The organism is Streptomyces sp. NPDC059785 (assembly GCF_042732375.1).
GTDB lineage: Bacteria > Actinomycetota > Actinomycetes > Streptomycetales > Streptomycetaceae > Streptomyces.
Map to the genome: position 1 here is coordinate 58269 of NZ_JBHWHV010000031.1, position 21954 is coordinate 80222.

Here is a 21954-nt window from a genome sequence, read left to right on the forward strand (position 1 = left end):
GCGTCAGCTCCCGAAGACTTCGCGGAACGCGTGGCCGAGGACGGGGTACAGGGCCCCGGCCATCAGCACGATCCAGATGCCGACAACGGTCCAGAGCATCTGCTTCTGGTAACGCGCGCCCTTCGACCAGAAGTCGACGGCGATGACACGCAGGCCGTTGAGCGCGTGGAAGAGGATGGCGGCGACGAGGCCGTACTCCAGCAGCGCGACGATCGGCGTCTTGTACGTGGACACGACGTTGTCGTAGTCCTCGGGGGAGACACGGACGAGAGCGGTGTCCAGGACGTGTACGAACAGGAAGAAGAAGATGAGGACGCCGGTGACTCGGTGAGCCACCCAGGACCACATTCCTTCCCGGCCGCGGTACAGCGTTCCAGCCGGCACGGAAGAACCCTCCGGGAGCGGGGATTGGGGCCGCGCCGGCTTTCCTTGTCGGTCGGGCCCGGCCGGGTACGGTCCACCGGCCCCGGCCATGGTAGCGACGAGTTGTCGGAACGTTTACATGGGGCCCGTCTGTGTGATCAAACAGGCAATCAAACAGGCACGTACGGGCTATCGGGGCGCCCCGAACCGGAAGATTCCGGACGTTCGTCCGACCCTGCCTCGAACGCCTGAACGAGCCGGGCGAGCCTGCCGCGGGCGAGCCGGCGCAGTTCCTCGCCCGCCAGCGCCCGCTCCTCCTCCGGGTCGTTGACCAGCCGGGACCTGATGCCGGCCAGCACCTGGTCGAGCGCCTCGGCCGGATCGAAGTCGTCCAGACAGATCACGAAGACGTGCCCGAAGCGGCTCTCGTACGCGGCCTGGGCGGCGCCGAGCGCGGTGTGCGCGGCGGAGTAGGCGCTCGCCGGGAGGGCGGTGAGGGGCTCGCCCGCCAGCGCCTCGGCGAGGTCGGTGGGCGTCAGGTCGTACGCCGCCTCGTCGGCCGCGGCGAGCAGCGCCTCCAGGTCCGGATACGGCCGGTGGTCGGCGAGGCGGCGGGCCCAGCGCAGGCTGCGGCAGCAGGTGAGCAGGGCGCGCTCGGCGGCGTCCGGGGCCGCGGTGTTGAACGGCTCGAGGCCGGCCGGGGAGGGTGCCGCGCCCTTCTGCCCGGGAAGTGCGACCTGGCCCGGGAGGCGTGGGGGACGGTGCGAAGGCAGCGTGGGTCCTCGGCGATGGGTGGTTCGGCAGGGGCAAGTGTGCGAGATGTGCCGTCACGTTATCCACGGTGGTCAGCACGTGTCCGATGGACGCCCGAAATTCACCCTGACGGGAGAGTTTCGGAACATGTGGTGGACGGTCGGCCGACACGTGGCGCGGAGGCGGAGGCCTGGGCTTAGGTTCACAGTGGAGACGGAGACGGAGACGGAGACGGAGAAGGGGACGGAGAACAGGTACGCGAGGTTCCCGGGGAGGCGGCCGCAGGGCTGAGCACGAGAGGCACGACCGACGCGCGAGCCGCGCCGAAACCGAGAAAGGCACACGCAGCCGTGAAATCCGTGAAACGTGTGACAGCCGAGTCACCAGTGACAGCCGCGAAGGCTACGGAGGCCGTGAGGGCCGCAGGAAGCACCTGGGCCACACAGGCCGAGCACACCGCCGGTGCCCGTGCCGGAGCCGGTGTCGGAGCGGTAGCCGCCGTGGCCGCCGCGGACGGGGCGTCCGCCGTGGCGGCACTCGCCGAGCCGGCGGCCGGAGCACCCGGCGCGTCGGTCGCCGGGGCGGCGGAGCGGATGGTGGCGGCGGCCGGGACGCCCGTCGCGACGGTTGTCGGGGTTCCCGCTGTGGCGCCGCCGGGGACGCCCGCCGCGACGGCGGCCGGGGCAGCCGCCGAGTCGACAACTGCTGCGGCGGCGGAGCGGGTCGGAGAGGCGGAGCGACCCATGACGGCGGCCGGGGTGCCCGCCGTGGCGGCGTTCGGGGCACCCGTCGCAGCGGTCGCTCGGGTGACCGGGCCGGACGGTGCGGCGGTCGAGTGGGGCGGCCCGGTGGTCGGGGCGGCGGCTGTGGTGGCGACCGGGGCACCCGCAGTGACACCGCCTGGGGCGGCCGACTCGGCGGCCGCTCGGGCGGCGGAGCGAGCCGTGGTGGTGAAGCGAGCCGTGAGGGCCGAGCGGGGCGCGGTGGCCGAGTGGGGCGACGCAACTGCCGTGGTGGTGGCCGGGACGGACGTGGCGGCGGGGGTGGCTCGGTGAGCGCCCGTGGGCGGCGGGCGCACGGGCGGGCTCGGCGGGAGCGGGCGGTCGGGCGGGGCGGGGTGCTGGCCGCGGTCGGGGTGGTCGTGGTGGGGGCCGCGGCGGCGACCGCCGCGTTCTGGCCCTCCGGTGACAGTCACCCGGCCGGTGCGTCCGACGCCTCGGCGACACCGAAGTCCTCGGCCTCACCGTCGCCGAGCCGCAGCTACCCCCTGTCGCAGACGCCCCGCACCATCCCCGCGGTGCGCGAGCACACCCCCGCCCGGGGCCCCGGCTGGCGCCCCGGCGACGACGGCCGCGTGGTGGTGAACGAGGACTCCCTCGCCGACGAGGGCAAGCTGCTCGCCGGCGAGCTCGGACTGTCGTACGCCGGGAAGGCCGACGCCGAGGACGGCGACGTCGCGCTGGAGCTGAACGGCGACGGCAAGAAGGCGAACGCCGAGTCGTACACCCTGACCGTGCGGAACGGGCGGGTCACCGTCACCGCTCCCGAGCAGGCCGGGGTCTTCTACGGCACGCGCACCCTCAAGCAGGAGGTGCACGACGGCGGCACCGCTCCGGAGGGCGTCGTCCACGACGAACCGGCCAAACCGCAGCGCGGCTTCATGATCGACATCGCCCGCAAGCACTTCTCGGCCGACTGGATCGAGGACCGGATCCGGGAACTGGGCGACCTGAAGTTCAACGAGCTCGGCCTGCACTTCTCCGACGACCAGGCGTTCCGCATCGAGTCGGACTCGCACCCCGAGGTGGTCTCCGACGACCATCTCACCAAGGCCCAGGTCCGCGAGATCGTCAAGCTGGCCGAGAGCCGCCACATCACCGTCGTCCCCGAGATCGACTCGCCGGGACACCTCGGCGCGGTGATCGCCGCGCACCCCGACCTCCAGCTCCGCAACGCGCAGGGCACCGCCACCAAGGGCGCCGTCGACATCTCCAGGCCCGCCGCGGCCGACATCGTCGACGACCTGCTGAACGAGTACGCGGACCTGTTCCCCGGCGGCCAGTGGCACCTGGGCGCCGACGAGTACCAGGCGCTGACCGTGCCGGACCCGGCGTCCTCCTTCCCGCAGCTCGCGAGCGCGGCCACGAAGGCCCACGGCACCGGCGCCTCCGTCGAAGACCTGGCGACCGGCTGGCTCAACGACCGGGCGGCCGTGGTGCGCAAGCACGACAAGACCCCGCGAGCCTGGAACGACGGCTTCTTCAAGGGCGGCAAGGTCCAGGCCGACGACGACATCCGGGTCGCGTACTGGACCGGCAAGGAGATCGGCGCGCGGCAGCCCGCCGAGTACCTGGGCGAGGGCCGCAAGATGCTCAACTACAACGACGAGTTCCTCTACTACGTGCTCGGCCAGCCGAACGACTTCGTCTACCCGACCGGCCGGCGCATCTACCAGCAGTGGAACCCGCGGGTGCTGCGCGGCACGTCGGCGGTGGCCGAGAGGTACGACGACCAGATCCTCGGCGGGTCCTTCGCGGTCTGGTGCGACCTGGCGAACTCCCAGACCCAGGACCAGGTGGCCGCCGGGATCCGGATGCCGCTGCGCGCGACCGTCCAGAAGCTGTGGGACCCGGGCCAACCGGCCCTGTCCTGGACCGACTTCGAGAAGCTGGCGGACCGGCTGGGCTGAGCCGGGCAACCGGTCGGTGCGATTCAGGTGGACGTACGGGCCCTTTGGCACGTATGTTCCGCTGGCCGGAGTGGCGCCAGGGAGAGGCGCCCCCGGCCTTCTTCACCTACCGGACCGGGGGGACCGTTCCATGCTCTGCGCACACTGCCGTCATTTCGACGCGACACCGGGGCAGAGCCTCTGCGGGCACTGCGCGGCGGTCACGCCCCAGCCGGCCGCCGGACCCCCGCCCGCGGGGCAGCCCGCGCCCGCCGGTCCGCCCCCGGTCCCCGGCGGCCTGCCCACCGCCCCGCCGCTCGGCGCCGCACCGCCCCAGTACGGCCCGCCCCAGTACGCCACGCCCTCGTACACCGGGCACGGCACCGCCTGGCTGCGTTCGCCGGTCGCGCTCGGCAGGGCCAACGTCATCCTGCTCGGCACCGTGATCGCCACGGACCTCCTCGCCGTCGCGGCCGACCTCAACACCCGTTCGGTGGCGGACGAACTCGCCGGCGGGAACGTCACCTCCGCATTGCAGGACAAGGCCGACCGCGCGGACGTCCTCTACGCCGCGTCCGGTGTCGTCCAGGTCGTCGCCCTGATCGCGGCCGCCGTCGTCTTCCTCGTCTGGTTCCACCGGACCCGGGTCAACGCCGAGGTCTTCGACGCCTCCGCGCACAGCAAGAGCCGCGGCTGGACGTGCTGGAGCTGGTTCGTACCGGTCGTGAACTTCTGGTTCCCGCGCCGGATCGCGGTGGACATCTGGAACGCCAGCAGCCCCGTCGGCACCCGCCGCCCGCACGGCATCGTCAACGTCTGGTGGGGCTTCTGGCTGTTCTCGCTGCTCGCCGGGCGGGCCGCGTACACCTCCTACAACCAGGCCGACACGGCCGCGGAGCTCCGCTCGGCCGCGAGCCAGATGCTGTTCTCGGACCTCATGGACGCCGTGGCCGCCGTGTTCGCCATCGTCGTGGTGCTGCGGCTGACCCGGATGCAGGACGAGAAGGCGCACGGGGGCGGGGCCCTCTTCCCGGCCTGAGAGCCCGTTCACGGGCCCCGGCGGCGCGGCGCGCGTGCGCCGCGCCCGCGTCCGGGGGAATTGCCCGATTCGCTGATTCGCTGGCGGACCCCCGGGCGGCTGTGGTGTATTCGGCGCGAGCCGAATCGCTTACCCGGGGGGACGGGCCGATGGGTTACTGGGGGTACTTCGTCGTCGCCAGGAGCGGGCGCCCGCTCGCCGAACTCGGCACGCTCGCCGCGGCCCCGGGCCTGGTACGGCGCAGAACGGCGCCCGGCGGCTGGCAGGTGTGGGAGTACCCGGGCGGTGACGGCGACGTCGGCAACATGAACGTGCTCGCCCGCGAGACGGCCGCGCCCGCCCTCTTCGGGTACGTCATGGACAGCGACTGCGTGGCACTGGAGGCGGCGGCTCCGGAGAGCGGCGCGTGGACCGCCTGTCTCGGGCGCGACGCGATGGCCGGGTACCTCGGCGGCGGCGACCCGGACGGCCTCGGCGTCGACGACTACTTCCTCGAACCGCCCGACGCCGCCGAGCGGGCCGCCGCCTGGGCCGCGGAGGCCGGGCACCGGGTCGCCCCCGACGTGCTGCTTCCCGTACTGACGGCGGACCCGGAGCCGTTGGCCGAAAACCTCTTCTTCCGGCTGCTCGACCGGCTCGGCGTGGTGCCGCTGTGACACTCCCGGGCCGTCGCACGCAGTAGGGAGCAGTACGGGCTCCGTGACCGGAAGGCGCCCCTGACGACGTACTTCGACGTGGTTCGACGTTTTGAGGGAGGCGCGATGAACGGCGGGACCAACCTGGTGGAGCTGATCGCCCAGGCCGACGAGCGGGGCCTGGCCGCGAGCGGGCTGGCTTGTTTGGATCGGTGTGTACCCGTGCTGGGCTGCGACGAGGAGATCCTGCGCCCGCTGTGGTCGAGCCTGGTGGACGGGGAGGCGTGGGACGAGCGTCTGAAGCGGGTGCGTGCGGAACTGGACCCGGGCGTGCGGGATTCGGGCACGTCCGGCTCGGATACGTCCGGTTCCGTTGGTACGGCATCCGGTACGGCATCCGGTACGGGACCCGAGGGCGAGGCCGCGGCGCTCGCCCGCCGGATGCTCGCCACCGTGCCGGACCGTGCCGACGCGGCCGGTCTGCGCGGCTGGGCGGACGCGTGCTCCGTGGCGGCCCTGCGGATCCACCGGCTCCTCGACGCGAGCGCGGCCACCGTCGCTGGTGAAGGCGGCGGAGGCGGCCCGTCGAACCTCCGCGAAGGCCGCGCCGACGGCGCGTCCCCGCTGGTCGCCGCCGAACTGCGGCGCCAGATCACCGTCCTGGAGCTGCTCGCGGATCACGGCGCCGGTGGTCTGCGCGCCGCGCTCGACCTGTCGACGGAGGGCCGGCGGGTGCTGCGCGCGGTGGTCTCGCGCCGGGCCCGCGCGGCGGGTTAAACCCGGCCGGGCGGAAGAGTCCTGTGAGCGTTCCGAGGCGGTCGTGGAAGCGGCGCGACGGTCCTGCGCCGGTGTCGCGGCGGGCCGCGGAACGGCGTGACGAAAGCCGTTGGAGAAACGCTTTCTCCAATGTGACTGCACAGCAACTGACCAGGCCATCAGCTGCCGCGAAGCCCGTGCGGTGGGCGGCGGACGCGGTCGCGGCGATGCGCGAGGGAGCGCGGCTGCGGCTCGACTACTCGGCGCAGAGCCTGTGGCGCGTCGACCGGACGATCGAGGAGATACGGCGCGACGGGGCACCGTACGCCGCCGTCGAGAACGTGCTGCGCGGGTTCGGCGCGTACACGGGCGAGGTGATCGTCCGGCGGACCGGCGGCGAGTGGTGGCAGACGGGCGGCGACCACTGGGTCCGCACCCCGGACGGCAGACTCTGGGCCCCCTTGACCGAGGCCCGCCACTGCTGGTCGGAGGCCGGCTCCCTACGCCTCCTGTGCCGGGACGCGACGACGGCGCCCCGTTAGGGGCGCGGGGAACTGCGCGCCGGGCCACGACGGCGCGGCGGCCGACCGAGGACCTGTAGGGGCGCGGGGAACTGCGCGACCAGCCGAGACGGCGCCGCGGACGACCGACGACCGGGCCGCCGCTACGGCGCCGGCGCGGATGCCCCGCTGGACACGCGGGGTGCCGCTACGGCGTGAGCAGCCCGCCCAGCCGGGCCCCCGTGGCCGTGCCCAGTTGGGTCACGCCGTAGTACTTCGAGCCGACCGGAAGGACGGCGCCCGAGGCGACGGGGACGTACAGCAGCGTGCCGTTGCCGGCGTCCTCGCCCTCCGTGCCGACGGTCAGCTCGGCGTACCCGTCGCCCGTGACGTCGGTCAGGGAGACCGCCGAGCCCAGCTTGTCGCCGCTCTCCGTGACGCCGGGCACGTCCGCCGTGTCCTGGGAGAGGGCGAGCGAGCCGGTGCCGGTCAGCCCCGCGGCGGTGCCTTTGAGGAGCCAGACCGAGCCCGCGTCGGAACGGTTCGTGCCGTCCCGCGTGATGTCCTCGTTCGGGGCGCCGGTGAGCACGTCCGCGTACCCGTCGGCGTCGACGTCGCCCACCGACACCGAGCTGCCGAACGCGTCGCCCGCCTCGGCCGCGCCCTCGACACCCGAGGTGGCCTGGTGGACCGTCACCGCACCGGTGGCGGTGGGCCCGGACGCGCCGCCCGGCACCATCGTGACCTGCCCGCCCGAGTGGGCCCCCGACTCGGCGGTGTAGGGCTGGCCGATGACGATGTCGTCGTAGCCGTTGCCGTTCACGTCCCCGGCGGCGACGGAGCGGCCGCCCTTGACGGAGAGCGTGGCCACCTTCGACAGGCCGAGCGTCTTCGAGCCCTTGAACCAGGTGACCCGGCCGGTGCCGGACGCGTCGATGTAGGTGAGCGCGACGTCCGCGTATCCGTCCCCGTTGAAGTCGCCCGAGGCGGCGTCCGCGTGGGAGAGCGCGCCGTCGGCGGAGGTGAGGTCGCCCGCGACCTCGTGACCGGCGTCGAGCCGGGCCGCCCAGTTGCCGCCGGTGCCGGTGGCGGCGGTGAAGACGTCCGCGCGGCCGTCGGCGTTGAAGTCGCCGACCGCGACGGCCGCGCCGAACCGCGCGCCGGTGTAGACGTAGTCGTCGCCCAGGGCCATGGTGTCGGCGCCGGAGTCGAACGCGGGCCCGTACAGGATCGTCACCGCGCCCCGGTCCTTGTGCCCGGTGGTGTCGTCCTCGCCGGGCGCGCCGATCGCGAGGTCCGCGACGCCGTCCCCGTCGATGTCGCCCCACGCGGTGGCCGCGCCCCACTCGTCGCCGGACTCGGCGGCCCCCGGTACGCCCGTACTGCCCTGGTTGAGCCTCAGTTTCGCGCCGGACACCGGGCCGCTCGCGCCGCCGGGCAGCAGGGTGAGCCAGCCGCTGCCCTGCTGGGGCGTGGCGGCGACGAGGTCGGCGATGCCGTCACCGGTGTAGTCGGCGAGCGGGGCGGTGCCCGGCGCGGCGACGGCCTGCGGCGCGAGGCCCGCGCCGGCCAGCACGGCCGCCCCGAGCGTCAGCCAAGCAGCCCGCGCGCCGCCCTTCGACGGCCGGTCCACGTGTGTCTTGCGTCGGCTCACAACTCCCCCACCCCGGATGGACTGCACGGAAACCCCACCCGTCTCGCGGGTGACCGTCCATTTCAGCGCATCAGCATGCCCGAACACCGCGCGGGGAGGTGTGCGCTGCGTCACTCGCAGGGTCGGCCGGGGCCGGGCGGAGGGGGTGGCTCCGCAAGTAGCGGGACGGATGGGGTTGCTGACGGCCAGTGACACTTATGTGGGACCTGACGCTGATGACCGTGAAGGCGCCGACACGGCCGGCCGTGCCGCACGGTGTGCGCAGCCATGACCACCACGACCACACCCGACCACCACGACCGCCATGACCACCACGACCACACCCGACCACCACGACCGCCATGACCACCTCGACCGCCATGACCACCACGACCGCCATGACCACCTCGACCGCCATGACCACTCGCCACGAACGAGGACTGTGTTGGCCCAGCAAGGGGAGCCCCGTCGCGGGCGGGCCCGCGACGGTGAACTGGGTGCGGCCGTCGCGCGGGCGCAGGAGGGCGACGAGACCGCCTTCGCCGCCGCGTACCGGATCGTGCACCCGGGCTTGCTCGGATACCTGCGCGGACTGGTCGGCGAGGAGGCGGAGGACGTGGCGTCCGACGCCTGGCTGGAGATCGCCCGGGACCTGGGGCGCTTCCGGGGCGACGGGGCCGGCTTCCGCGGCTGGACGGCGACCATCGCCAGGCACCGGGCGCTGGACCACCTCCGCCGCCGCCGGACCCGGCCGCGCCCCGCCGCGCTGGAGGAGGACCTGCTGGAGCTGCCCGGCCCGCACAGCACGCAGGACGAGGCACTGGAGGCACTCTCCAGCCGGTACGCGCTGCGCCTGCTGGCCACGCTGCCGCGCGACCAGGCGGAGGCGGTCCTGCTGCGGGTCGTGGTCGGTCTCGACGGGCCCGCCGCCGCGCGCGTGCTCGGCAAGCGTCCGGGCGCGGTCCGCACGGCCACGCACCGCGGGTTGAAGCGCCTCGCCCGGCAACTCGCGGCCGGCGGTGTGACGCGCGAGGGCCCCGGCACGCTGGGGGAGTCGGAGTGAGCGCCGAAAAGCCGACGGCCGGGAACGGGTACGGACATGGGTGACAGCCAGAGCACGGAAGGCGACCGGTGCCGCGGTCACGCCCCACCCCGGCTGGATCGACCGGATCGCCCGGACCGCCCGGACCGCCCGGATCGACCGGACCGCCCGGATCGACCGGATCGACCGGATCGATCGGATCGACCGGATCGACCGGACCCATCGGACCCATCGGACCGGCCGGATCGACCGGACCGGCCGGATCGACCGGACCGGCCGGATCAACCGGACCGGCCGGATCCATCGGATCAACCGGACCGCCCGGATCAACCGGATCGCCCGGATCGCCCGGACCGGCCGGATCAACCGGATCGCCCGGACCGGCCGGACCGGCCGGATCAACCTGACCGGCCGGATCGCGACGGCCCACCCCCCAGTCCGCATCCGCGTACCGGCACCGGTACGGGACTCGCCGACCACTCCATCCCCGCCATCCCCGCCATCCCCGCCGTTCCCACCGTTCCCGCTACCCCCGCCATCCCCGCCATCCCCGCCATCCCCGACATCCCCGCCATCCCCGCCGTTCTCGGCGCGGTCCGGGACGGCGCCGCCGATCCGCGGGCCGAGGGGCGGGCCGTCGCGGCGTTCCGGGCCGCGCGGGCGCGCGGGGCGCACACGGCGCCGAGCCGGACCCGGGATGACTGGCGCCCCAGGGAGCGCCGGTGGGTGCGGAGCGCGCTGCTGGTGCTGCGCGCCGGACTCGCCCTCGCGCGCAGGCCCGGCACGTCCCGGTCGGCACGGCAGGGCGTCGGGGAGAGCCCGGGGGCCAAGAGCTGAGGACAGACGGCGGACGACGGCCGGGAGGAACCGCGGGAACCGCGGCGCCAATGGCAACGGCCGGGGCCGACACTTCTGGGCTGACCGAACCGTAGAGACCATTTGACCTGGCCTGCGCTTGCTGTCTAACTTCACTTAGACGCGTTTCGTCGTAGTCGATGTAGACGTACGGAGGGTGAGTGTCGGAGAGCTTGCTGACCAAGCCGGACGACGTGGTCGACCGGAACCGGGAGTGGGAGCTGCTCACGGAGTTCCTGACCGACCCGGACCCGGCGATGCGGCTCGGTATCGTGTCGGGGCGGCGACGGCATGGGAAGTCGTACCTTCTTCAGGCACTGTCCGAGCGGGTCGGTGGCATGTATGTCACAGCGGTCCGGGAGGAGGGGCGGCTGCCCGCGATCCGGCGATTCACCGACGCGGTCGCCGCTCATGCCGGTCTGAGGCCTGGGAGTCTGCGCCTGACCGATTGGCGTGATGTCCTCTCCAGCGCCTTCGATGTGATCACCCGTTCGCCCCATCCGCTCCTGGTGATCGATGAGTTGCCCTACTTGCTTCAGCACTCGCCGGAGATCCCGGGGTTGTTGCAGCAGCTTTACGACGAACGTCAGCGGGGCACCCGGTCCGGTGCCGGACCGGGGCCGCGGCTGATCCTCTGTGGATCGGCGATGAGCGTCATGCATGAATTGCTTTCGGGGACCAAGCCGCTGCGAGGACGAGCCGTCATCGATCTACGGCTAGGTGCTTTCGACTACCGGGACAGCCGGGCCTTCTGGCAGATCACCGACCCGTTGACCGCGCTGAAGGTGCACGCGGTCCTGGGCGGGGCCCCCGGCTACCGGCCGGTGGCTGCCCGGCCGCATCCGGACGACGGCTTCGACACCTGGCTCACCCGCACGCTGCTCGATCCGGGGCGAGCGGTGTACTCGCGGACGGAAACCGAGTACCTGCTGCGCGAGGACCCGAGGATCACGCAGCACACGCTGTACTACGACATCCTGACCGCGATCGCGAACGGCGCCACCACGCCCAGCAAGATCGGCGCCGCTCTGGAACGCCCGCGCAACGCCGTCGCCCACCCCCTCGGCGTCCTGGAATCCACTGGTTACATCCGGCGGGAGCAGGACATTCTCCGCTCCAGGCACCCCGTCATCACCCTCGCCGACCCCGTCATCCGCTTCAACCAGCTCATCACCCTGCCGCAGGCCGCCGCCGTGGAACAGGGCTTCGCCGAGCAGGTATGGCAGCAGGCCGCCCCGACTTTCAACTCCAAGATTCTCGGACCGCATTTCGAGGACCTGGCCCGTGACTTCACCCGCCGCTACGCCCACACCCTTCTCCCCAGTGGACTGCCCGGTCCGGTCGGCACCACCGAGGTGGCCGACCAGACCGCTCGTACGAAGCACGAGGTCGACGTGATCGCTTTGGCCGCCGGCGAGCGCCCACAGGCTCCCCGCGCGAAAATCGCGGTCCTGGGGGAGGCCAAGGCGACCGCCGCACGCCGGGGCACCGGTGACCTGGAACGCCTGGAACGCATCCGTGTCCTGCTCGCAGATCAGGGGTACGACGTCGCTGCCACCACTCTGGCCTTGTACTCACTGCACGGCTTCTACCCCGACCTGGTGGACCTGGCCGACCGCCGGGATGATCTCCTCCTGGTCGATCTGTCCACTCTCTACAGCAGTTGACACATGAATAACGGGGCCTCGAATCAGGCGAGCGCGGGTGCTCGTAGGAAGGGGGACGATCCTGCGCGGACGGCCGACGCTTGTGCCGCCGCCCCGCACTCCGCTGGTCACGTATCGGCCGAGTTGATCACGGAGTTGACGCAAAGCCCGGGTCCGGATCCCTGAAGCCGATGGCAACGGCCGGGGCCGCCACCCCCCACAGGAGAGGCCCCGGCCGTCGCGCGGCACGGGCCGCGCGGCGGCCCGTACTCCCTACAGCGCCAAGGGTGCGTTTTCTGTCACACCCCACTGGATCACGGGTTAGTTGCATCTTGTACGGACATGGACGCAGAGCGGTTTGAGGCCGTAACGTGCCATTCGCGCCGGACCGCGGACCGGGCCCTGTCCATGAGGAGCCGGGACCGCGACCATGGGTCGACAGACCACGACGGCGAGATTCCGGGCCGCGGAGCGGTGCCGGCCGGGCGCAAGAGGGGCGCGGTGCTGGGGGACGACGCGGAGCTGACCGCCGCGGTGCTTGCGGCACAGGACGGGGACGAGACCGCGTTCCGTGCTGTGTACCGCGCGGTGCACCCACGGCTGCTCGGATACGTACGGACTCTCGTCGGCGACCCCGACGCGGAGGACGTGACCTCCGAGGCGTGGCTCCAGATAGCCCGCGACCTGGAGCGGTTCAGCGGTGACGCCGACCGGTTCCGCGGCTGGGCCGCCCGGATCGCCCGCAACCGCGCGCTCGACCACATACGCATGCGCGGGCGCCGCCCGGCCATAGGCGGTGACGAGACCGAACTGGCCGGCCGGGCCGCCGAGTCCGACACCGCGGGCGAGGCGATCGAGGCGCTGGCCACCGGCCGCACCCTCTCCCTCATCGCCCAGCTGCCGCAGGACCAGGCCGAGGCGGTGGTGCTCCGCGTCGTCGTCGGCCTGGACGCCAAGACCGCCGCGCAGACGCTGGGCAAGCGCCCCGGCGCCGTCCGCACGGCGGCGCACCGGGGCCTGAAACGGCTCGCGGAGCTGCTGGGCGCCGATGCGGAATCCGAGGGCGCCCTCGGTGCCGTACCCCCGCAGAGGCGACCGCGGGCACGCGCGGTGACGTCCGCCGGTGTGACGCATACGCGTTCGCGGACGCAGAAGGACATGTGATGGCCGACGAGCAGGACAAGTGGCTGGACCGCGACGCCGCGGAGCGGCTGCTGCGCGGTGAGCCGCTCGAAGCCGTCGACCCGGAGGCCGGCGCGCGGGCGGACCGGCTGGCCGCGGCGCTCGCCGCCCTCACCCCCGAACCCGCTCCCACCAGCACCGAACTGCCCGGAGAGGCCGCCGCGTTGGCCGCGTTCCGCAAGGCCCGCGAGGCCCGCGCGGACCGGGACGGTGAGGGCGCGCTCCTCGCTCCGATCGCCGCCGCACACCCCTCGGACGCCGGTCTCGTACGTCTCGGGAGCGCCGCCGCGGGGCCGCGCGGGCGCCGCTGGGGCCGGCCCGTACGGATGGGTCTCGCCGCCGCGCTCGCCACCGGGATGATCGGCGGTGCCGCCGTCCTGGCCGGAACCGGAGTGCTGCCGACTCCGTTCCGTGACCGCGACCCGGTGCCGGGAGCCTCGGTCTCCGCGGCCGTGACGCCCCCGCAGCCGCTCCTGTCGCCGTCGCCCGGCACCGGCAAGGGCGGCTCCGCGAAGCCGTCGCCGGACGGCACCGGCGGGAGCCCGGCCACCGGCGGTTCCGCGCCCGACGACACCCAGGAGGGCGGGACCGCGAGCGGGCAGCCCGGCTCGGCGGGCGAGGGCGCGCAGGGCGGTGCGGACGACACGGGCGGCAGCCTGCTCGCCTCCTGCCGCGACCTGCGCGCCGGCAAGGAGCTGACGACGGACCGCAAGCGGGTCCTGGAGGACGCGGCGCACGGCTCCTGGCGCGTGAAGAAGTACTGCAAGAACGTCCTGGGCGGGACGAACGGGCACACCGGCCGCGAAGGCGTCTCCGGCGGCAACGGCCAGGGCAACGGGAACGGCAACGGCCAGGGCGACGGGAACGGCCAGGGCGACGACGACGGCCAGGGCGACGACGACGGCCAGGGCGGCAACGGCGACAACGCCGGCTCGGGCGGTGACGACGACGGCAACCACATAGCCCCGGGCGGCCACCACCACGGCCGTCACGGGCACGGCGGCCGTGACGGCCACGGCGCCAGGACGGTCCTCGCCGCCGGGACGCCCGCCGCCTCAGCGACCCCCCTCGCCTCCGAGGCACCCCCTGCGTCCGAGGCACCCCCTGCGTCCGGTTCGCCGGACGAGGCACCCCGCGACCTTCGGTGACCTGACCTGACCTGACCTGACCTGACCTGACCTGACCTGACCTCACCTGACCTGCCGTTACCGCGACCCGCCGCGACTTGCCGCGACCTGCGGTGACCTGCAAAGTCGTATCCCTTTGAACTTTCTTGGCGGCGGGTGTGACACTTTCGCCCGCCGCAGCGCAGTACTGAGTGAGCCGACTGGTCATCGGCCCTCGCACCGAGCCGGGGTTCCCCCCGTACCCGCGGCCCGGTGCAGCAGGCGCGGGCGGGACACGTTCCCCCGGTCCCGCCCGCGCCCCACATCCGTCCCGGGCGCCCGGCGCCGGTACGTCACCAATAGACCACGACCTTGTCCCCGTAGCGGACCTGCGCGTACAGCGAAGCGATCTTCACCTCGTCCCGGACGTTGACGCAGCCGTGCGAGCCCCCGGCGTAACCCCGCGCCGCGAAGTCCTGCGAGAAGTGCACCGCCTGGCCGCCGCTGAAGAACATCGCGTACGGCATGGGGGAGTCGTAGAGCGTCGAGACGTGGTGGCGCGACTTGTAGTAGACGGTGAAGACGCCCTCGCGGGTCGGCGTGGGCTGGGAGCCGAACCGCACCTCCATCGTGGAGACCGTGCGGCCGTCGATCATCCAGCGCAGGGTGCGGCTCGTCTTGCTGATGCACAGCACCCGGCCGGTCAGACAGCGCGGGTCCGGCGCGGCGGCGGGCTGCCCCCCAAACGCGTACAGCTCCCACTTGGTCGGCTCGTGCGTCATCCCCTTCAGCCGCTGCCAGGTGACCGAGTCCGTCTTCCCCGTCCGCGGCAGCCCGCGCTTGCCCTGGAAACCCTCTACGGCCGCGACGGTCGCCTCGTCGTACGTACCGCTCGGGCCGTGGAAGAGCCACTGCAACTGCACCAGCCGGGCCTGCACTTCACGGACGTCGAGCCCTTCGTCGCCCGCGGACCACAGCACCTTCGCGCCGGACGACGGCGCGGCGCTCGCCGTGGTGCCGCCCGCGCCGTCGCCGCCGTCCTTGCCGTCGTCGCCGCCGGGCCCGCCCTGCTGCTGCTTGCCGCCGGGCGTGGACGTGACGTCGATCCGCAGCCACGGCTGCTTGCTCTGCCCGTTCTGCCCGCCCCCGGCCTCCGCCTTGCAGCCCGTGACCGTGACCGCGGCGAGTGCCACGAGGGCGGCGGCGATCCTCCTGCGCATGCCCTTGGTACGCATTCCGGGCCCCCACGTCTCACCGGCCGCCCCCGGAGCGGCCGTGTCACCCGCAATGCTCCCCGCCCGGGGCCGGTCGCGAACCCGGGGTGCGCGGAGCAGTCTGTGAGCAAGGTCCCAGCGCGGTCCTCTCCACCGGGCGCACGCCCGCCACTACAGTCCGTGGCGAGGGTCGCCTGTACCAGCGAGTAACGAAGCCAGCAAGCGGAGGCACACACCATGGCGCGCGAGTCGGAGTCCGGACTGCCCATCGAGCCGGTGTACGGGCCGGACGCCCTCAAGGACTGGGACCCGGCCGAGCGGCTGGGCGAGCCGGGCGCATACCCCTTCACCCGGGGCGTCTACCCGACGATGTACACCGGCCGCCCCTGGACGATGCGCCAGTACGCCGGATTCGGGACGGCGACGGAGTCGAACGCCCGCTACCAGCAGCTCATCGCCAACGGAACCATGGGCCTGTCCGTCGCCTTCGACCTGCCCACCCAGATGGGCCACGACTCCGACGCGCCCATCGCGAGCGGCGAGGTCGGCAAGGTGGGCGTCGCCATCGACTCGATCGACGACATGCGGGTGCTGTTCGGCGGGATTCCGCTGGACAAGGTGTCGACGTCGATGACGATCAACGCCCCGGCCGCCCTGCTGCTGCTCATGTACCAGCTCGTCGGCGAGGAACAGGGCGTCCCGGCCGACAAGCTCACCGGCACCATCCAGAACGACGTGCTCAAGGAGTACATCGCGCGCGGGACGTACATCTTCCCGCCGAAGCCCTCCCTGCGGCTGATCGCGGACATTTTCAAGTACTGCAAGGCCGAGATCCCGAAGTGGAACACCATCTCGATCTCCGGCTACCACATGGCCGAGGCCGGCGCCTCGCCCGCGCAGGAGATCGCGTTCACCCTCGCGGACGGCATCGAGTACGTGCGCACGGCGGTCGCGGCCGGCATGGACGTGGACGACTTCGCGCCCCGCCTGTCCTTCTTCTTCGTCGCCCGTACGACGATCCTCGAAGAGGTCGCCAAGTTCCGTGCGGCCAGGCGCATCTGGGCCCGGGTGATGCGCGAGGAGTTCGGCGCGCGGAACCCCAAGTCGCTGATGCTGCGCTTCCACACGCAGACGGCGGGCGTGCAGCTCACGGCCCAGCAGCCCGAGGTCAACCTCGTCCGCGTCGCCGTCCAGGGCCTCGGCGCCGTCCTCGGCGGCACGCAGTCCCTGCACACCAACTCCTTCGACGAGGCCATCGCGCTGCCCACCGACAAGTCCGCCCGCCTCGCCCTGCGCACCCAGCAGGTGCTGGCCTACGAGACCGACGTCACCGCGACCGTCGACCCGTTCGCGGGCTCGTACGTGGTGGAGAGGATGACGGACGACGTCGAGGCGGCGGCCGTGGAGCTGATGCGGAAGGTCGAGGACCTCGGCGGCGCGGTCAACGCCATCGAGCACGGCTTCCAGAAGAGCGAGATCGAGCGCAGCGCCTACCGCATCGCCCAGGAGACCGACTCCGGCGAGCGCGTCGTCGTCGGCGTCAACCGCTTCCAGCTCGACGAGGAGGAGCCGTACGAGCCGCTCCGCGTCGACCCGGCCATCGAGGCCCAGCAGGCGGAACGGCTCGCGAAGCTTCGCGCCGAGCGCGACCAGCCGGCCGTCGACGCGGCGCTCGCCGCCCTGACGAAGGCGGCGGAGGGCACGGACAACGTCCTCTACCCGATGAAGGACGCCCTGCGCGCCCGCGCGACGGTGGGCGAGGTGTGCAACGCGCTGCGGGGGGTCTGGGGGAACTACGTGCCCAGCGATGCGTTCTGAGGCTCCTGTTACGGATACGCTGCGTACTCAGCCGTATCCGTAAGGGAGTTGTGCGCGTGGGGTGTTCACAGCGGACCACGGTGCTCGAGGCCGAGACCTGGCTGACCAGGGAGCTGGAGGGATACCGGGGCGAGGTGCTCTACGGTCGGCTCACCGCGACTCCCTGGCCCGACGCCTCGCATCAGCTGATCTTGACGGAGGTGGCTCGCGCGTTCTTCGAGGCAGAGACTCGCAGGGCCGGATCGAACTGCCTGCTGGGCATCGGCCTCTGGCTGCCCACGGGGCCCGATGACTTCGCGGTTCCCGACCTGTCGGTCGTCGAGACGGATTTCCAGGACACGCACGTCCAGCACCATTGCTACGCACCGCACGCCTTCCGGCTGGTGATGGAAGTCACCGCCGACAACTGGTCCGACGACCTCGGGCTCAAGGTGGACTGCTACGCGGCGGCCGGAATCCCGGCCCACCTCGTCGTCGACCGGAAGCACGACGAGGTCGTGGTGTACGCCGACCCCGTCGACGGCGAGTACCCCGCCCCCGTTCGCTACCGGCGAGGCCAGACCGTCCCCGTCCCCCAGTCCGTAGGCGTCGCCCTCGACCTCCCCGTCGACACCCTCCTCGACGGCGACGACTGAGCGGACCGTCTCGCCTTTCGAACCCCCGAAGGGAGTGTCGTACCCCCGTGCGACACTCCTTTCATGCTCGGCGTCATCGATCTCCCCACCTACCTGGCAGGACTCGTCCTCATCGTCCTGCTGCCCGGCCCCAACTCCCTGTACGTGCTGTCCGTGGCCGCCCGCCGCGGAGTGCGCGCCGGGTACACCGCCGCCGCGGGCGTGTTCTGCGGGGACACCGTGCTGATGACGCTGTCGGCGGCCGGGGTCGCCTCGCTGCTCCAGGCGAACGCCGTGCTCTTCGGGATCGTGAAGTACGCGGGCGCCGGGTATCTGACCTGGCTCGCGGTCGGGATGCTGCGGGCCGCGCGGGGGATGTGGCGCACGCGCGGGGAGCGCACCGCCGACGCCGAGACCCCGGCCGCGGCCGCCGTGACCGACGAGCGGCCCTACCGCCGGGCCCTGGTCGTCAGCCTCTTCAACCCCAAGGCGATCCTGTTCTTCGTCGCCTTCTTCGTGCAGTTCGTGGACCCGGGGTACGCCTACCCGGCGCTGTCCTTCGTCGTGCTCGGTGCCTTCGCACAGGTGGCCAGCTTCCTCTACCTGACCGCCCTCATATTCAGCGGTACGCGGCTCGCGGCGGCCTTCCGCAGGCGCAAGCGGCTCTCCGCGGGGGCCACCACCGCCGCGGGCGCCCTCTTCCTCGGCTTCGCCGTGAAGCTGACGCTCGCCAGCGCGTGACGCACCTCGACATCAACTCGCGCTGACGCACAGGCCCACGCCCGCCGCGTACCGCTCCAGGCCGTCCGCCGAGTCGCCCGCCCAGCCGACGTACCCGTCCGGGCGGATCAGGAACACCCCGCGCCCGTACGCCTCGTACGGCGGGATGCGGACCGTGCGGACGCCGGGCAGCTCCGGGAGGTCCAGGTCCTCGTCCGTGCCGACCGCGAGCAGGGTCCAGTGCGGTCCGCGGAAGGCGTCGAAGAGGCGGACACCCCCGCGCCGGCCGTCCGGGGCGCGGTCGCCCGCGTGCAGGGCGTCCCCGGGCAGGCCCGTGCGGGTCTCCTCGGTGAGCGTCCGGCCGCGGTGGCCGAGGTCGAGCTGCTGGGTGGCCGCGCCGCGCCTGACCTCGCCCCGGTGGACCTTGGTGGACAGGCCGAGCATGTCGGCGGCGTTCGGCAGCCGCTCCTCCTCGTAGGTGTCGAGGAGCGACTCGGGAGCACCCTCGCGCAGCACCGCGCCGAGCTTCCAGCCCAAGTTGTACGCGTCCTGGATGCTCGTGTTGAGACCCTGGCCGCCGGCCGGGGAGTGGACGTGCGCCGCGTCCCCGGCGAGGAAGACCCGCCCCTCGCGGAAGCGGTCCGCGAGCGCCGCCCGCGGCCGGAAGTCCGAGGCCCAGCGGACCTCGGTGACCGCGTCGGGCGCGAGGTGCGTGCGCTCGCCGACGAGCTTGCGGATCGCGTCGGGGGACAGGTCGACGTCCGTGTCCTGCGGGAAGCGCGCGACGAGCTGGAAGTCCTTGGTGTCCGCCAGCGGGCAGAGCGCGAGCAAGGGGGCCCCGCCCTCGTCCGCGGACTGGAAGAAGTGCCAGTTCTCACGGTCGATGCCGCTGACGCGGACGTCGGCCACCAGCGTCGGGAACGGGTCGACGCTCTCGCCCGTCATGCCGATGCCGAGCGCGCGCCGCACCGCGCTGCGCCCGCCGTCCGCGGCGACGGCGTACCGCGCGCGGACCGGCTCCCCGGACGCGAAGGCGGCCGTCACCCCGTCGGCGTCCTGGCCGAGGGAGACCAGCTCCCGCCCGAACGCGACCGTGCCGCCCAGCTCCGTGAGGCGTGCGAAGAGGATCTCCTGGGTGCGCCACTGCGGCACCATCAGCGGATCGGTGTACGGCGCGGCCTCGCTCGGCGGGGTCGCGTCGAACATCCGGTGCTCGCCCTGGCGCTGCCCGTCGCGCCACATCATCCCGACGGGGTACGGGCCGCCCGCCGCGCGGATCGCGTCGGCCACGCCGAGGTCGTCCAGCACCTCCCGGGTGCGGGGCTGGATGCCCTTGCCGCGCGAGCCGGGGAAGAGCGCGTCGGAGCGCTCCGCGACGAGGGCGTCCACGCCGCGCCTGGCCAGGTCGACGGCGAGGGCGAGCCCGGTGGGTCCGGCTCCGACGATCAGTACGTCCGTGTTCACGACAGTCTCCTTAACGCCGTTAAGTCGCTTGTCCCGAGCTTGCGCTTAACGGCGTTAAACTGTCAAGCGTGGTCACCAAACGAGCCCCCAAGCTGGACAAGAGCCAGGTCGTCGCGGCGGCCCTGCGACTGCTGAACGAGACCGGCCTCGACGGCCTCACGCTGCGGACCATCGCCAAGGAGCTGGACGTCCAGGCACCGGCCCTGTACTGGCACTTCAAGAACAAGCAGGAACTGCTCGACGGGATGGCGACGGAGATGTACCGCCGCATGGTCACGGACTCCGCGGGCGCCCTCGGCGACACCTGGCAGGAGCGGCTGCTGATCTCCTGCCGCGGACTGCGCACCGCGCTGCTCGGCTACCGCGACGGTGCCAAGGTCTTCAGCGGCACCCGCTTCACCGGCATCCCGCACGCCGAGGAGATGGAACGGACCCTGCGGCTGTTCACGGCGGCCGGCTTCACCCTCGCCCAGGCGGTCCGCGCGACCAGCACCGGCTTCCTGTACACCATCGGCTACGTCACCGAGGAGCAGGGCGTCCAGCCGCTGCCCGGCGAGCGCCGCGAGGGCTTCGACGTGGCCGAACGCGCCCGAATCCTGGCCGACTTCCCGCTGTCCGCGGCAGCGGGCGCGGAGATCTTCGAGGACTACGAGGCCCACTTCGAGGAGGGACTCGCGCTGCTGGTCGCGGGGATCGAGGCGCGGTACCGCACGGGGTGAGGCCGCCGGGCCGTGCGGCTCGTGCGCCTTGGACGGGCAAGGGCGCGATCGGCCGGCGGCCCGGACCGGTCGTACGGACGGAGGTCAGGGTCAGGCGTTGGTGCCGACGTGGAGGGTGCCGTCGGGGGTGGCTGTGGCGTAGGTGCCGAAGATGGCGCCGTTGGCGTCGATGCGGCTGCTGACGCTCCAGTTGCCGGTGGTGCCCTTGCGGACGCGGTCCCAGACTTCGCCGTTGACGACGGCTTCGACGTGGAGGTCGCCGTTGGGCATGCCGGTGGAGGAGAGTTGCTTGACGGCGCCGCCGGCGTCGATTTCCGTGCTGTTGCTCCAGGTGCCGTTGGTGGCGCGGGTGCGGTCCCAGATTTCGCCGTTGACCAGGGCTTGGACGTGGAGGGTGCCGTCGGGCAGGCCGGAGGCGGCGACGGCGTTGATGGCGTCGTTGGTGTCGATGAGCGTGGCGTTGGTGTCCCAGGGACCGCCGTCCGGCCGCGCACGGTCCCACACCCGGCCGTGCGGAGCGGCGTCCGTGGAGATCTGCACGTCCAGATAGTCCTGGTCGATGTTGATCGTGACGCCGCCCCACGTCTCGCTGCGGTCGCCCGCATACTGGTGGATCCGCTGGTGGTTGCTCCACTGGGAGTCCGGGACGGCCGGGTCGTCGGTGTTCGCGGATCCGTTCCACAGCGCGTCGTAGATGACGTCCGGCATGGTGTAGGAGCCGCTGTAGTTGTCAGACAGGTCTTTGATGCCGGAACTGCTGCTGCTGTAGAAGCCGGAGTGGTAGCCGCGGGCGTGGAGCTGCTCCGTCCAGGCGGAGGCGAAGGCCAGTACCCGGGTGGTGTACGTCGAGGAATACTGCTCCATGTCGTAGTACAGGGTTGAACCGGGGCCGAAGCCCAGCGCGACAGCGTTGTCGACGGCGTCGTTCGCGGCACTGATGGCCTGGGCCGCGGGCGAGGTGAGCCCGGACGCCTGGGTGCCGACATAGATGGGGATGAACGACCAGCCGTCGGATGCCTGTTGCTGCACCCAGCTCGCCGTGAGGTTGGGCTGGGCGCACCCGCGCTGGGAGCCGCCGATGTAGATACCGACCGCGCTGTAAGGGGAACTGTCCCGCCAGGCGCTCACGGCGGAGGCGGAGGGGGCGGCGCAGGTGTCGAAGCCCTTGCCGGAACCGCGAAGGCGGCCGTGCGCGAGGGTGTCGGCCGGGACGGTGATCGTCACGTC

20 protein-coding genes are annotated in these 21954 nt (G+C 72.6%); 14 read left to right on the forward strand and 6 right to left on the reverse strand.

From position 1 onward, the window contains the following. Positions 1–3 precede the first annotated feature (3 nt). Entirely contained in the window at positions 4–384 is a 381-nt protein-coding gene (sdhC, locus tag ACFV6E_RS23395) for a succinate dehydrogenase, cytochrome b556 subunit (RefSeq protein WP_385162358.1), read from the reverse strand. 149 nt (positions 385–533) lie between these two features. Next, entirely contained in the window at positions 534–1136 is a 603-nt protein-coding gene (locus ACFV6E_RS23400; RefSeq protein WP_385162433.1) for a 2-oxo-4-hydroxy-4-carboxy-5-ureidoimidazoline decarboxylase, read from the reverse strand. 393 nt (positions 1137–1529) lie between these two features. On the opposite strand from ACFV6E_RS23400, the gene ACFV6E_RS23405 reads away from it, so the two are divergent. The 6 genes from ACFV6E_RS23405 (at position 1530) to ACFV6E_RS23430 (ending at position 6756) form a co-directional block, all read left to right on the forward strand. Continuing rightward, complete coding sequence (locus tag ACFV6E_RS23405; protein ID WP_385464305.1) at positions 1530–2171, forward strand: hypothetical protein; 642 nt, start codon at positions 1530–1532, stop codon at positions 2169–2171. Beyond that, positions 2168–3805 (forward strand): glycoside hydrolase family 20 protein, encoded by a 1638-nt coding sequence (locus ACFV6E_RS23410; RefSeq protein WP_385464307.1) that lies wholly within the window; start codon positions 2168–2170, stop codon positions 3803–3805. Before ACFV6E_RS23405 ends, ACFV6E_RS23410 begins: the two co-directional genes overlap by 4 nt. 130 nt (positions 3806–3935) lie before the next feature. Beyond that, a complete protein-coding gene (locus ACFV6E_RS23415) occupies positions 3936–4823 on the forward strand; it encodes a DUF4328 domain-containing protein (RefSeq protein WP_385162363.1) in 888 nt (295 codons plus the stop codon). Between the two features lie 149 nt (positions 4824–4972). Continuing rightward, the gene (locus tag ACFV6E_RS23420; RefSeq protein WP_385464310.1) at positions 4973–5479 is read left to right on the forward strand and encodes a hypothetical protein; all 507 of its coding nucleotides are present in this window, start codon (positions 4973–4975) and stop codon (positions 5477–5479) included. Between the two features lie 105 nt (positions 5480–5584). Further along, positions 5585–6235 (forward strand): hypothetical protein, encoded by a 651-nt coding sequence (locus tag ACFV6E_RS23425; RefSeq protein ID WP_385162366.1) that lies wholly within the window; start codon positions 5585–5587, stop codon positions 6233–6235. A gap of 131 nt (positions 6236–6366) precedes the next feature. Then, the gene (locus tag ACFV6E_RS23430; RefSeq protein ID WP_385162367.1) at positions 6367–6756 is read left to right on the forward strand and encodes a hypothetical protein; all 390 of its coding nucleotides are present in this window, start codon (positions 6367–6369) and stop codon (positions 6754–6756) included. Between the two features lie 166 nt (positions 6757–6922). Here ACFV6E_RS23430 and ACFV6E_RS23435 read toward each other — a convergent pair whose 3' ends face one another. Beyond that, positions 6923–8368, reverse strand: coding sequence for an FG-GAP-like repeat-containing protein (locus ACFV6E_RS23435; protein WP_385464313.1), 1446 nt, complete (start codon positions 8366–8368; stop codon positions 6923–6925). 424 nt (positions 8369–8792) lie between these two features. Here ACFV6E_RS23435 and ACFV6E_RS23440 point away from each other — a divergent pair, with 424 nt between their 5' ends. The 4 genes from ACFV6E_RS23440 to ACFV6E_RS23455 all read left to right on the forward strand — a co-directional run bounded on the left by ACFV6E_RS23440 (position 8793) and on the right by ACFV6E_RS23455 (position 14220). After that, a complete protein-coding gene (locus ACFV6E_RS23440) occupies positions 8793–9410 on the forward strand; it encodes an RNA polymerase sigma factor (RefSeq protein WP_385464375.1) in 618 nt (205 codons plus the stop codon). Positions 9411–10501: 1091 nt separating this feature from the next. Next, positions 10502–11911 carry an ATP-binding protein gene (locus tag ACFV6E_RS23445; protein WP_385464316.1) on the forward strand — a complete coding sequence of 470 codons (1410 nt, stop codon included), beginning with the start codon at positions 10502–10504 and terminating at the stop codon, positions 11909–11911. 480 nt (positions 11912–12391) lie between these two features. Then, positions 12392–13054 (forward strand): RNA polymerase sigma factor, encoded by a 663-nt coding sequence (locus ACFV6E_RS23450; protein ID WP_385162372.1) that lies wholly within the window; start codon positions 12392–12394, stop codon positions 13052–13054. After that, positions 13054–14220, forward strand: coding sequence for a hypothetical protein (locus ACFV6E_RS23455; RefSeq protein WP_385162374.1), 1167 nt, complete (start codon positions 13054–13056; stop codon positions 14218–14220). Before ACFV6E_RS23450 ends, ACFV6E_RS23455 begins: the two co-directional genes overlap by 1 nt. A gap of 311 nt (positions 14221–14531) precedes the next feature. On the opposite strand, the gene ACFV6E_RS23460 is transcribed toward ACFV6E_RS23455, so the two are convergent. Then, positions 14532–15413, reverse strand: a complete 882-nt coding sequence (locus tag ACFV6E_RS23460; protein ID WP_385464319.1) for a L,D-transpeptidase family protein — start codon at positions 15411–15413, stop codon at positions 14532–14534. A gap of 216 nt (positions 15414–15629) precedes the next feature. On the opposite strand from ACFV6E_RS23460, the gene ACFV6E_RS23465 reads away from it, so the two are divergent. From ACFV6E_RS23465 to leuE, 3 genes are all read left to right on the forward strand, one after another. Beyond that, complete coding sequence (locus ACFV6E_RS23465) at positions 15630–17210, forward strand: methylmalonyl-CoA mutase (protein WP_385162377.1); 1581 nt, start codon at positions 15630–15632, stop codon at positions 17208–17210. 56 nt (positions 17211–17266) lie between these two features. Then, on the forward strand, positions 17267–17845 hold the full coding sequence (locus ACFV6E_RS23470; RefSeq protein WP_385464322.1) for a Uma2 family endonuclease: 579 nt from the start codon (positions 17267–17269) through the stop codon (positions 17843–17845). A gap of 63 nt (positions 17846–17908) precedes the next feature. Then, on the forward strand, positions 17909–18565 hold the full coding sequence (gene leuE / locus ACFV6E_RS23475) for a leucine efflux protein LeuE (protein WP_385162380.1): 657 nt from the start codon (positions 17909–17911) through the stop codon (positions 18563–18565). A gap of 12 nt (positions 18566–18577) precedes the next feature. Here the strand turns inward: leuE and ACFV6E_RS23480 are convergent, their stop codons facing one another. Next, positions 18578–20008, reverse strand: coding sequence for an FAD-dependent oxidoreductase (locus tag ACFV6E_RS23480; protein ID WP_385464325.1), 1431 nt, complete (start codon positions 20006–20008; stop codon positions 18578–18580). A gap of 68 nt (positions 20009–20076) precedes the next feature. On the opposite strand from ACFV6E_RS23480, the gene ACFV6E_RS23485 reads away from it, so the two are divergent. Beyond that, entirely contained in the window at positions 20077–20727 is a 651-nt protein-coding gene (locus ACFV6E_RS23485; RefSeq protein WP_385464328.1) for a TetR/AcrR family transcriptional regulator C-terminal domain-containing protein, read from the forward strand. 90 nt (positions 20728–20817) lie between these two features. On the opposite strand, the gene ACFV6E_RS23490 is transcribed toward ACFV6E_RS23485, so the two are convergent. Beyond that, the gene (locus ACFV6E_RS23490; protein WP_385464331.1) at positions 20818–21951 is read right to left on the reverse strand and encodes a DUF1906 domain-containing protein; all 1134 of its coding nucleotides are present in this window, start codon (positions 21949–21951) and stop codon (positions 20818–20820) included. Between the last annotated feature and the right edge of the window lie 3 nt (positions 21952–21954).